The organism is Flavobacterium pectinovorum (assembly GCF_900142715.1).
Taxonomy (GTDB): Bacteria; Bacteroidota; Bacteroidia; order Flavobacteriales; family Flavobacteriaceae; genus Flavobacterium; species Flavobacterium pectinovorum.
Genome location: NZ_FRBX01000006.1, coordinates 112,229 through 124,954, shown reverse-complemented (window position 1 = coordinate 124,954; position 12,726 = coordinate 112,229). Strand labels below are relative to the sequence as shown.

Sequence of the window (12,726 nt, the reverse complement as noted above, 5' to 3'; positions counted from 1 at the left end):
ATTCAAAAAATAATCACTTTGAGTTAGACGCACTGCTGTGCGTCTCTACGAGAAAACCTTTGTAACTTTGCACCTCTGAACCTTTATTTCGAACCTTCCTGAAAATCATATTTCATCTTTCTCAAAATTCTTAGTGCTTCTTTAAAAGATAAATAAACTTGCGAAAAAGGTTTTAAAAGCAATTTTGAATCAATTAATTTTTGTTTTGCATCATCAAAACCATTCAAATAACAAATCATAAAAGTCGAAGGAAGATTTTCTAAATCTTTAAGTTCCCGTTCAGATAAAACAGAACCTTTTTGCAGTTTTTGAAGCAAAGCCATATTCGAATTATAAATATGAAAAAGCATTGGTCTGTTGAATTCAGGAGGCTGGAAAAGCATTTTACGATCGATTTTATAATAACCGTTGTCAAAAAACCGAATCGTTTGCTCTTCCAGAGGATAATAACTCGTTTTGTCATTTAATCCTAACGGAACATATTCGGTTATTGTAAAACTATCATCATCAAAAACAATTGTAACAACATCCTGAGCGGAATAAAAAAGTTTAATTTGTTCGTTGATTAATTCGATATCAACGCGGGAAAGAAAGGTTTTATCACGGGACTTTTTAGGAACTCCCGCCCAGCAAATTACAAATAATTCCTTAAAAACATAATATTTGGGCGACATATCCTTATGTCTGAAATTCATAAAATCGATGACGCCATCAAGAGTATATTGAATACTGTTGCGCGAACTATTTTCGATTCCAATAACAGTTTCTGTATTTTGGTAATTCTTCTCTACTTCACCTTCAAACGGAATAGAATTACTGCCTCGCCTAATAAAAACACTATTGGGGAGAATGGTATGAATTCCTTTTTTGAAATAAGAAACTTTGTTTTTAGGTTTAATAGTTACCAATCCAATTACTCTGTCTTTTGGAAGATTTGGGAATGGGACGTTTTCGTATTGAATTTTTGGTGGATTTTCTAAAAAGGCATTAACGAGATTCTGAATTCGGCTATCGTCAAAGAAATCGTCGCCAACTATTTCATTATCCTGATCCTCAACACCAACCACGATATAAGAATTATTGGTTGGGTTTGAATTTGATAACGCACAAATGTGTTTCAAAAATTTCCCTTTTCCTTCTCGTGTATGCAAATTCAACTGTCTTTTTTTATCATAAAAACTGCTCTCGTCATTATGAGCGAGTAAGTTTTTGATTAAAAGACGTTTGTTGATCATTCTTTTAGATTGTTAGACTGGCTTAGATTTTTAGACTTCTTAGAATATTGACTTTCAGATTTCTAAATTAATCTAATTTTCTAAGAAGTCTAAAATTCCAGATTATTTTATTGACAATAATAATGCTCTAGCGGAGCATTATATTTATAGCTAATTAACATACCTCTATAAAAAAACTCCAGAGGAGCGATATTAGACTTTCTATATAATCATATTCAAATATTTCACCTCGCTGGGGGTTCTATCGAATAAATTTACAAACATCTATAAATATAATGTCCCTCTGGGACTTGATATTATGAGCTTCTTTAAGAATTTTAAATCTATAAATTAGATATTTTTTTTCACAATTGTCGACGATGCCTGCGCCGTACTCATTACCATCAAATCGGCAATATTTACGTGATACGGTCTTGAAACCACAAAATGAATAATATCTGCAATATCTTCAGCTTGCAACGGATCAAATCCTTTGTATACATTCGAAGCTCTTTCTGCATCACCTTTAAAACGTACTTCGCTAAACTCTGTTGCGACCATTCCGGGGTGAATTGCGCCTACGCGAATGCCAAACGGATTCAAATCTATTCGCATTCCGGCAGTAATAGCATCAACAGCATGTTTTGTTCCACAATATACATTTCCGTTAGGGTAAACTTCTTTTGCGGCAGTTGAACCAATATTGATGATATGCCCCGATTTTCTTGCTGTCATTTGCGGAATCACAGCTTTTGAAATATACAAAAGACCTTTTACATTAATATCAATCATCGCGTCCCAATCGTCCAAATCTCCCGTTTGAATAGGATCTAAACCATGCGCATTTCCCGCATTATTTATTAAAACATCAATTTCTGAAAATTCTGCCGGCAATGAATTGATGTTTTTCAAAACCGCCTCTTTATCCCGAACATCAAAACTTAAGGAATGTATTTCTGTAAAAGCCGAAAGTTCTTTTTCAAGTTCTTCTAAGCGTTCTTTACGTCTTCCGCAAAGGATAATTTTATAGTTATTTTTTGCCATTATTTGTGCGGTGGCTTTTCCAATTCCGCTTGTGGCACCAGTAATTAAAACTGTTTTTTTCATTTTATTTATTGTTTTTTGCCACAGATGAAAAGATTCTCACAGATGAAAAAATCATTTTTATCTTGTAATCTGTGGCAAATATTTCTTAGTTCTCAATTTTTATTATTCCATTCCTCTAAATTCAACACCATATTCACCGCCGTCCAGGTTTCACCATCAACCTCTCTTAATAGTTTTTTATCAGGATTCATTTTGAAACCGACTTTTTCATAACACTTTATTGCGCCAATATTAAAATCAAAAACGTTCAATTCAATGTGTGTTTCTTTTCTATTTTCAAGAATGAATTTCACTAATAAGATTATCATTTGCTCTCCAATTCCTTTTCCCCTTTGGTTTTGATCAATAATCAGGATTCGACCCAGCTTTGCAGAATCGTTATTAAAATAAATTTGACCATGTCCAATAGTACTTCCATCCGAAGAATTGGCAACTCTAAAAGCAATTCTGTTTTTATCAGAAAGTGTTTTATTAATTTGCTCTTCCGTTAAGGGAAAAGTAAATTCCGGGCCGCCAAACTGCATTAAATCCTTTGCATTTTTTACCGAATCTATCAATTCAGTATAGTGTTTTTTATCAAATTTTTCTAAGTGTATCATTTTTCAGAAATGCATTATTTAAGGCACATCGTCGCCCATACTTTCTGTCCAGATTGCAAACCAGTCTTCTTTATCCATTTCTAATTCAACTGCTTTCATCAAAGATTGAATTCTGGCAACATTAACAGTTCCTGCAATTGGAACAACTTTAGCAGGATGTTTTAAAATCCAGGCCAATAAAAGTGTATCAGAACCAAAACTATATTTTTGAACCAATTCTGAAAGTAATTTTTTTAAACGACGTGTTTTCTTGGTGTCTTCTCTAAAAACAGTTCCAAGCGGATTCCACGACAACGGACAAATCTTGTGCGTTTGCATATAATCTAAACTTCCGTCAGTCATTGCTTCATAATGAGTTGCAGAAAACTGCACCTGATTATAGCTCACTTCTGTTTTCTGGCGAATTAATTCGGTTTGAGAACTCGTAAAATTTGAAAGTCCAAAATCAATAATTTTTCCTTCCGATTTTAATTTCTCAACAGCCTCTGCAATTTCATCTGCCTGCATTAACGGACTTGGCCTATGTAATAAAAATACATCAATAAAATCTGTTTTTAATTTCTTCAGAGATTCTTCAACAGACCAAATAATATACTCTTTCGAATATTCATAATGTTTGATTTTGTTCTCCGGACGTTTTTCAGCAATCATCTGAATTCCGCACTTGGTAATTAACTGTAATTTTTCGCGCGAAATCTTGCTGGCGTGAAATGCTTTTCCAAAATCTGCTTCGGTGGTATAATCTCCGTAAATATCGGCGTGATCAAAAGTAGTAATTTTGTTTTCGATACAAATTTGTATCATGTTTTCCATTTCTTTAGTTGTAAGGTTTTTATCCCATACTCCCCAATTCATAGTACCCGAAATTATGGGCGATAATGCTGTTTTGCTCATGGTTTTATTGCGTTATTTTTGGTAATAAATATGCTTTTATAAAACATATTGACCAAAGTTCTTAAAAATATAAAAATAGATTCCCAATTCGTCCTTAAAATTAGGTCTTTGGTCGAAGTTTTAACCATTCTTTAACATCTTACTTCTCAAAAAATATTCAATTTGCACTCTCAAAAGTTAGACATAAAAATCAGCGTTTTAAAAAAGGTTTTAAAAATATTTATATGGAAGAAAATACAACGACTTTAGACATTAGAGCGATAAATGAAAAAATTGAAAGAGAAAGTGCTTTTATAGACCTTCTTACAATGGAAATGAACAAAGTTATTGTGGGCCAGAAACATATGGTCGAGCGTCTATTAATCGGACTTTTAGGACAAGGGCATATTTTATTAGAAGGTGTTCCCGGACTAGCCAAAACTTTAGCGATAAATACATTGTCTCAAGCGGTACAAGGTTCTTTCAGCCGTATCCAGTTTACTCCCGATTTATTACCTGCCGACGTTGTCGGAACGATGATTTACAACATCAAGGCAAATGAATTTTCTATTAAAAAAGGACCAATTTTTGCCAATTTCGTACTTGCAGATGAGATTAACCGTGCTCCGGCAAAGGTTCAATCTGCCCTATTAGAGGCGATGCAGGAAAAACAAGTTACTATTGGCGACACAACTTTCAAACTAGACCGTCCGTTTTTAGTACTTGCAACTCAAAACCCTGTTGAGCAAGAAGGAACATACCAACTTCCGGAAGCGCAAGTTGACCGTTTTATGTTGAAAACCGTAATTGATTACCCAAAAATTGACGAAGAGCGTTTTGTAATTCGCCAAAACTTAAAAGGATCTTACGAAAAAGTAAATCCGGTAGTTTCTGTAGAACAAATTTTGCGTGCGCAAGAAGCGGTTCGTGAAGTTTACATGGACGAAAAAATCGAAAAATATATCTTAGATATCATCTTTGCTACTCGTTACCCAGAGAAATACAAATTAGCCGACTTAAAACCTCTTATTAGTTTTGGAGCATCGCCACGTGGAAGTATCAACCTTGCCAATGCGGCAAAATGTTACGCTTTCATCAAACGTCGTGGATATGTAATTCCAGAAGACGTTCGTGCTGTTGTACATGATGTTCTACGTCACAGAGTTGGTATAACTTATGAGGCTGAAGCCGAGAACATTACTTCTGTAGACATTATCAACAAAATCGTAAACGAGATTGAAGTACCTTAAAAATTTGTTTAATGTTTCAAGTTTCAGGTTGTTGTAAAGCAAACTTGAAACTTGAAACTTTTAAACTTTAAACAAATCAAATGGATACAAAAGAGCTTTTAAAAAAAGTACGGAAAATAGAAATCAAAACCAAAAGACTGAGCAATCATATCTTTTCGGGAGAATACCACTCATCATTTAAAGGGCGCGGGATGACTTTTAGCGAAGTGCGTCAATACCAATATGGCGATGATATTCGTAACATCGATTGGAATGTAACCGCACGCTATAACGAAGCACACGTAAAAGTTTTTGAAGAAGAACGCGAATTAACCATGATGTTAATGGTTGATATCTCGGGTTCTGAAGGGTTTGGTTCAAAAAGTCAGTTTAAAAAAGACATCGTCACCGAAATTGCGGCAACGATGGCTTTTTCGGCTACACAAAACAATGACAAAATTGGTTTAATATTATTTTCTGATAATGTTGAATTGTACATTCCGCCAAAAAAAGGACGTTCGCATGTTTTGAGAATCATTCGTGAATTGATCGAATTTGAACCAAAAAGTAACAAAACCGATGTTGGCGCTGCTTTAAAGTTTTTATCAGGAACCCAGAAAAAGAAAGCGATCGTTTTTGTCATTTCCGATTTCATGTCTGAAAATTATGAGCAAACATTAAAAATTGCTTCAAAAAAACACGATATTACAGGAGTTCGCGTTTATGATATCCGCGAAGAAAAAATCCCAAATTTAGGAATGGTAAGTATGCTTGACGCTGAAACGGGAAAAATTCAACTGGTTGATACTGGTTCGAAATCAGTGCGAATGAATTACGAAAAACACTATCAGGAAAGAGTCAATTATTTCAAAGATATTTTTAGTAAATCCGGAGCCGGTGTTGTAAACACAAGAGTCGACGAAAATTACGTAACAAAATTATTGGGTTATTTTAAGTCAAGATAAATATAATTTTAGATTGCAGTCCCGATAGCTATCGGGATAGATTTTATAAAATTCATAATATTATACACATAAAAAATCCGCTTAAATCAGCGTCATCCGTGTTCCATATTTAAGCAATACGTTTTAGACTAAAATCTGAAAACAAAATCAAATGAAATTAAAGTTTTACATATTTTTATTTTTACTTTCCTCCTCTATTTTTGCGCAGCAAAAGCAGATTGAGACAAGCATTGATACTACAAAAAATAAAATTGGAGCTGAATTTAAGTTAACCCTTAAAACAGTTGTGAGTTCAAAATCGAAAGTTGTTTTTCCTAAACTAAAAAACATTGGTCCGCTTGAAGTGATTCAATCCTATCCAATTGATACGGTTAAGAAAAATGATACTTATGAATTGATCAAAAAATATGGTTTAACGCAATTTGATTCGGGAAAATATACCATTCCGAGCATTAAAATTTTAATTGATAAAAAACCTTTTTCGACCGATTCAATTCGAGTTGAAGTTAATAACATTAAAGTAGATACATTACAACAAAAAATGTACGACATCAAAGACATTACCGCTGTTGATAACGGTATTGGCGATTGGTGGATTTATGTTTTACTTGTAGTTGTTATTATCGGAATTGGTGTTTTTGTGTACTGGTTCGTCAAAAAACGTCAACAGAAAAAAATCGAAGAAGAAGTTTATAAAACACCAATTGAAAAAGCGACAAGTTTATTGAACAACTTAGAGCAAAAAGAACTGGTTCAAAAAGGTGAAATCAAAGAATATTATAGTGAATTAACGGATATTGCCCGTAATTATATTGAAGAAGCAATTCATATTCCGGCAATGGAAAGTACAACTTCTGAATTGATTCAGGCAATAAGACTTGCTTCTACCAAGAAGAAAATGACCTTAACGCCAGAAACAGTTGAGAATCTGGAACGTGTTTTACGTCAGGCCGATTTAGTGAAATTTGCTAAATCTAAACCGCTTGATTTTGAAATTACAGATGACAGAAACAAAATCCAGAAAGTAATTTTAACGCTGGATAACGCAATTCCGACTGAAGTTCCTGAGGAAATAGAAGATCAGTTATTGAATGAAGCACAAAGACAAAAGCAAATTAAACTGCAATTACAGAAAAAGCGCAACAAACGTATTGCAATTGCCGTTGGTACAGTTGTCTTTTTATTGGCTGCAACAACAACTTTTTTCATTGCTACAAAAGGTTTCAAATATGTAAAAGATAATGTAATCGGTCATAAAACCAAAGAATTATTAGAAGGAGAATGGGTAAAAAGTGAATACGGAAATCCAGGTGTTTTAATCGAAACTCCAAAAGTTTTAAAACGTATGGATACTCAAAAAGTACTTCCAAAAGAGGCAATGGCCCTGATTAAGGAAATGCAGCTTTTTGCATACGGAAGCATGATTGATAATTTTTACATCACGGTTTCAACAAGTAAATTTAAAACTCCAACTGATATTGATTTAGCAAAAGCGCTGGAAGGAAGTTTAAAAATAATTGAAGCTCAGGGCGGTCATAATATCATTGTAAAACAAGAAGATTTTCAGACTAATGAAGGTGTTCAGGGAGTAAAAGGATATGGAACAATGACGCTTTTAAATCCAGTTGATAAAACAAGTGCAAAAGCATATTACGAGATTTTATTATTCAAGCAAGATCAGGGATTACAACAAATCATGATTTTGCACGAGGAAGGCGATACGTATGCAAACGATATTACAACCCGAATTTTAAATTCTGTTGAACTTAGAAAAGCTAGTAACTAATGAATAAAATAACTTTTTTAAATCCGGAATTTTTTTGGTTGTTTCTTTTAATTCCAATTGCAATTGCTTGGTTTTTCTGGAAACGCAATCAGCAATCGGCTACGTTAAAAATGAGTTCAACTCAGGGTTTTAAAAACAGTGAGTCATTTTGGACAAAACTAAAGCCTTGTCTATACGTTTTTAGAATTATTGCTTTATGTTCTTTGATAATTGCATTAGCAAGACCAAGAACAGTAGACATCAGCAATCAAACTAAAACAACAAAAGGAATTGATATTGTAATAGCAATTGACGTTTCAGGAAGTATGCTTGCCAAAGATTTAAAGCCAAACCGCATGGAAGCTTTAAAAAGAGTGGCTGCAGATTTTGTTGAAGAAAGACCAAATGACAGGATCGGGTTGGTTTTATACGCTTCTGAAGCCTATACAAAAACTCCGGTAACGAGCGATAAACCAATTATTCTGGAGGCGATAAAAGAAATCAAATACGATAATCTGTTACAAGACGGTACAGGAATTGGAATGGGATTGGCAACTGCAGTAAATCGCCTTAAAGACAGTAAAGCAAAAAGCAGAGTGGTCATTTTAATGACCGATGGTGTTAATAATGCCGGTTTTATTGAGCCGGAAACAGCTGCAGATATTGCTAAACAATATGGGATAAAAGTATATACAATTGGCTTGGGAAGTAACGGAATGGCTTTGTCTCCGTATGCATATGCACCAAACGGCGGATTTTTATTCAAAAATCAAAAAGTAGAAATCGACGAACAATTGATGAAAAGTATTGCCCGTAAAACCGACGGAACTTATTTTAGAGCAACAAGCAACGACAGGTTAGCACAGATTTACAGCGCAATTAATAAATTAGAAACAACTGAAATCCAGGAATTAAAATTCTACGATTACGACGAAAAATACAGACCTTTTGTTTTACTCGCAGCATTTTTATTATTATTAGAAGTTGGTTTAAGAAATACAGTTTACAGAAGTTTTATTTAATTTTTTCAAAATTAAAAAATTACAATTTTTAAAATTCCAAATTCCAAATTGAATTGGGTTTTAAAAAAATGAAGTAGGCAAAAATTTGGAATTTGGAATTTATTCCCACAATAATTGGGATTGGAATTTAAAAATTATATGGAATTAGACGAAAAAAAATATTTATACCTTTTATTCTTACTGCCAATTGTGGTGTGTATTTTCTTTTTCAATTTGTATTGGAAAAGAAAAAAACAACGTGAATTTGGTGACATTGAAATGGTTAAAAAACTAAGCCCTGAAAGTTCTGTTTTTAAACCTGTATTGAAATTATCCGTTTTACTTTTGGCACTTGCGTGTATCATTATCGGATTAGTAAATCCGAAGATTGGAACTAAAATGGAAACCGTAAAACGTGAAGGTATTGATATTGTTTTTGCAGTCGACGTTTCTAAAAGTATGCTTGCAGAAGATGTTGCACCAAGCCGTTTAGAGAAAAGTAAACAATTGGTTTCGCAAATTATTAATAATCTTGGAAGCGACAGAATTGGAATCGTGGCTTATGCAGGAAGTGCGTTCCCCGTTTTACCAATTACATCAGATTATAGCGTTGCCAAAATGTTCCTGCAAAGTATGACTCCGGATATGGTTTCATCGCAAGGAACTTCGCTTGACGAGGCCATCAGATTATCATCTACTTATTTCGATGAAAAAAGCAAAACCAGTAAATTATTGATTTTGATTTCTGATGGAGAAGATCATTCTGAAGGCGCTTCTGCTGCTGCGGAAGAAGCCAATAAATTAGGAATGAAAATTATTACGATTGGTATTGGAACTGAAAAAGGAGGAACAATTCCGTTAAGAGAAAATGGGATAATAAGAAATTACCAGAAAGATCAAAACGGACAAACTGTTATTACAAAACTGAATCAGGAAGGCTTAAAATCAATTGCTAAAGCAACAAAAGGCGGTTATGTCTATGGCGGAAATACAAAAGAGGTTTTAGAATACATTAAAAATGCATTGAATAACATCCAGAAAACAGAATTTGAAGCTACGCAAATGGCCGATTTTCAATCGCAGTTTCAGTGGTTTCTTGGTTTAGGATTCTTATTGTTATTTGTAGACATTTTCCTTTTGGAAAGAAAAACAAACTGGATTAAAGAGTTGAATTTATTTAACGAAAAGAAATAATTGTTTCTAATAAAATTGAAACAAAAAAATAAAAACATTAGAATGAAAAATTTACTTCTTTATATTTTACTAACGGTTTCCTTGGCGGTTTCGGCTCAGGAAAAAGATAAAACATTGCCTGAAGGTAATGAAGAATATAAGCAGAATAAATTTGTTGATGCTGAGGCAAATTATAGAATTTCGGAATCAAAATTCGCAAAACGCGGTGTTGCTTCTTATAACTTAGGAAATACAATTTACAGACAAAATCAGGCGTCTGAAGCTAAATTGGCTTACGCGAAAGCAATTAAAAATTCCAAATCAAAATCGGACAAACATAAAGCCTATCATAACTTAGGAAATGTTTTCATGAAAGAGAAAGATTATACGCAGGCAGTGGAAGCTTACAAACAAGCATTGCGTAATGATCCGACGGATGATGAAACGCGTTACAACTATGCGTACGCCAAACAAAAACTAAAAGAAAATCCTCCGAAAAACGATAAAAACAAAGACAAGAATAAGGATAAGGACAAAGACAAGGATAAAAATAAAGATAAGGATAAGGACAAAGACAAAAATAAAGACAAGGATAAGGATAAAGACAAAAAAGACGACAAAGGAGATAAAGACAAGGACAAAAAAGATGGTAAAAATGATCCGAAAAAAGATGATAAATCAGACAACAACGGAGAACCAAAACCACAACCTGGCGGAATTTCAAAAGAGCGTGTTCAGAATTTATTAGATGCCGTAAACAACGAAGAAAAGAAAATTCAGGATAAAGTAAATGCTCAAAAAGTAAAAGGCAGTCCTAGAAAAACAGAAAAAGACTGGTAAAATTAAGTTGAATCGTTTAATCGTTGATTTGTTTAACTGTTAATTCGATTAAACAATAAAACGGTAAAAAAAACGATTAAACATATTAACAATTAAACGATTAAACCCCAAAACGATTAAACAATTTTAATGAAAAGATATTTAATTCTATTACTATTCACTTTTCAGGGGCTTATGGCTCAAGTTCAATTTGAAGCCAAAGTAAGCAAAAACACGCTTGGACTTAACGAAAGACTTCGTATTGACTTTATTATGAATGTTGATGGAGATAACTTTGACCAGCCAAATTTTGAAGGATTTAGAGTGGTTGCAGGTCCGAGTCAGCAAGTGAGTCAATCGTGGATAAACGGCCGAAGTTCTTTTCAAAAAATTTACTCTTATATTTTACAGCCTGCACAAAAAGGCACAGTAACTATTAAACAGGCCACAATTGAGTTTAATGGTCAAATCTACAAAACAGCACCTATAAAAATTGTGGTTACCAATGCTGTTGCCGAGGAAAGAGATCCGAATGACAGACCACAAGGTTCCGGAAGTGAAACCTTAAATCTTGTTGCCGAAATTTCGAAAACAAGTCCATATTTGAACGAACCTATTACGGTAGTTTATAAATTGTACTTTAATAATATTGGTGTTACCGGTTTTAAAGAGCTGGCAAAACCAAAATACAATGATTTCTGGAATCAAAATATTGACATCAAACAATTAAAGATCGAAGAAGGAACTTATCAAGGTCAGAGATGTTATTTTGTGGTCTTGAAAAAAACGATCTTATACCCTCAAAAATCGGGGAGATTAACAATAGAACCGCTTTCATTAGATATTGGTGTTCAATTGCCAACAAATCGCCGCGATATGTTTGGGCAAATGATTTTATCTGATGATAATAAAATAGTTTCGGCCGGAGCAAAAACTATTAATGTAAGACCTCTTCCTGAAGCTACTAAACCGGAAGGATTTAGCGGAGCAGTTGGTAAATTTAATTTTACGGTTACACCTTCAAGAACAACTTTAAAAAGTGGCGAAAGTCTTGATTTATATGTAAGTGCCAGTGGAAGCGGAAACATGAAACTGTTTACTTTGCCAAAACCGGTGGTGCCAAATGCACTTGAAATGTATGATCCTGTTCATGACGAAAAAGTAACCACAACATTGTCTGGAATGTCTGGAAAAATCTCAGACAAGTACACCATTATTCCGCAATACAAAGGGAAATATGCCATAAAAGCAATGCAGTTTTCTTATTTTGATTTGAATTCGGGTTCTTATAAAACCATAAATTCTCCGGAAATTATGATTGATGTTCTCGACGGACCAATGCAGGCAGAAGCCAACGCAACAGCAAGCGCGTCTAAAAATGTGATTTCGAAAACAGAACAATTTAAATACATAAAATCAAAAACCAATCTGGTTTCGATTGCTAAAGATGATTTTTACGGTTCGAATTTATATTATACACTATTGTTCCTGCCTTTCGTGATTTTACCGATTATTATCTTAGCTAAGAAGAAAAAAGAAGCTATTGATAGTGACGTTACCGGAAACAGAATCAAAATGAATAATAAACTGGCGAAGAAATATTTATCTGAAGCCAAGAAACAGCTTAACAATAAAGAGCCGTTTTATATCGCATTGGAAAAAGCAATGCACAATTTCCTGAAAGCGAAATTACATATTGAAACCTCAGAAATGAGCAAAGACAATATTCGCGAATTATTATTGTCAAGAAATGCAAATCCGGAAACGGTTCAAAGTTTTATTGTTTTGACAGAAAACTGCGAATTTGCGCGTTATGCTCCGGCTTCGAGCGCTTCAATTCAGCAGGATTATGATAAGGCTGTTTTGATTATTTCGGAATTGGAAAAGCAAATCGTTTAGGTTTTTAACCGCAAATTTAGTTTTTACCGCGAAGTTAATTTTACCGCAAAGTGCGCTAAGAAAAGTGATTTTGATTGCGTTG

General features: G+C 33.8%; 11 protein-coding genes. 7 read left to right on the top strand and 4 right to left on the bottom strand.

Features of this window, described 5'->3' with window-relative positions:
* Positions 1 to 83 precede the first annotated feature (83 nt).
* The 4 genes from BUE22_RS19240 to BUE22_RS19225 form a co-directional block, all read right to left on the bottom strand.
* On the bottom strand, positions 84 to 1,235 hold the full coding sequence (locus BUE22_RS19240; RefSeq protein WP_073397492.1) for an ATP-binding protein: 1,152 nt from the start codon (positions 1,233 to 1,235) through the stop codon (positions 84 to 86).
* A 330-nt stretch (positions 1,236 to 1,565) separates the two neighbouring features.
* A complete protein-coding gene (locus BUE22_RS19235) occupies positions 1,566 to 2,321 on the bottom strand; it encodes an SDR family NAD(P)-dependent oxidoreductase (RefSeq protein ID WP_073397490.1) in 756 nt (251 codons plus the stop codon).
* A gap of 92 nt (positions 2,322 to 2,413) precedes the next feature.
* Complete coding sequence (locus BUE22_RS19230) at positions 2,414 to 2,920, bottom strand: GNAT family N-acetyltransferase (RefSeq protein WP_073397488.1); 507 nt, start codon at positions 2,918 to 2,920, stop codon at positions 2,414 to 2,416.
* An 18-nt stretch (positions 2,921 to 2,938) separates the two neighbouring features.
* The gene (locus tag BUE22_RS19225) at positions 2,939 to 3,814 is read right to left on the bottom strand and encodes an aldo/keto reductase (protein ID WP_073397486.1); all 876 of its coding nucleotides are present in this window, start codon (positions 3,812 to 3,814) and stop codon (positions 2,939 to 2,941) included.
* A 224-nt stretch (positions 3,815 to 4,038) separates the two neighbouring features.
* Here BUE22_RS19225 and BUE22_RS19220 point away from each other — a divergent pair, with 224 nt between their 5' ends.
* From BUE22_RS19220 to BUE22_RS19190, 7 genes are all read left to right on the top strand, one after another.
* A complete protein-coding gene (locus tag BUE22_RS19220) occupies positions 4,039 to 5,043 on the top strand; it encodes an AAA family ATPase (RefSeq protein ID WP_007807095.1) in 1,005 nt (334 codons plus the stop codon).
* Positions 5,044 to 5,123: 80 nt separating this feature from the next.
* Positions 5,124 to 5,987 carry a DUF58 domain-containing protein gene (locus tag BUE22_RS19215; protein ID WP_073397484.1) on the top strand — a complete coding sequence of 288 codons (864 nt, stop codon included), beginning with the start codon at positions 5,124 to 5,126 and terminating at the stop codon, positions 5,985 to 5,987.
* 151 nt (positions 5,988 to 6,138) lie between these two features.
* Positions 6,139 to 7,773 carry a hypothetical protein gene (locus tag BUE22_RS19210; RefSeq protein ID WP_073397482.1) on the top strand — a complete coding sequence of 545 codons (1,635 nt, stop codon included), beginning with the start codon at positions 6,139 to 6,141 and terminating at the stop codon, positions 7,771 to 7,773.
* Entirely contained in the window at positions 7,773 to 8,774 is a 1,002-nt protein-coding gene (locus BUE22_RS19205; protein ID WP_042565504.1) for a vWA domain-containing protein, read from the top strand. Before BUE22_RS19210 ends, BUE22_RS19205 begins: the two co-directional genes overlap by 1 nt.
* A gap of 138 nt (positions 8,775 to 8,912) precedes the next feature.
* A complete protein-coding gene (locus BUE22_RS19200) occupies positions 8,913 to 9,947 on the top strand; it encodes a VWA domain-containing protein (protein WP_042565573.1) in 1,035 nt (344 codons plus the stop codon).
* A 42-nt stretch (positions 9,948 to 9,989) separates the two neighbouring features.
* Complete coding sequence (locus BUE22_RS19195; protein WP_042565503.1) at positions 9,990 to 10,766, top strand: tetratricopeptide repeat protein; 777 nt, start codon at positions 9,990 to 9,992, stop codon at positions 10,764 to 10,766.
* A 129-nt stretch (positions 10,767 to 10,895) separates the two neighbouring features.
* A complete protein-coding gene (locus BUE22_RS19190; RefSeq protein WP_073397480.1) occupies positions 10,896 to 12,644 on the top strand; it encodes a BatD family protein in 1,749 nt (582 codons plus the stop codon).
* Positions 12,645 to 12,726: the final 82 nt, after the last annotated feature.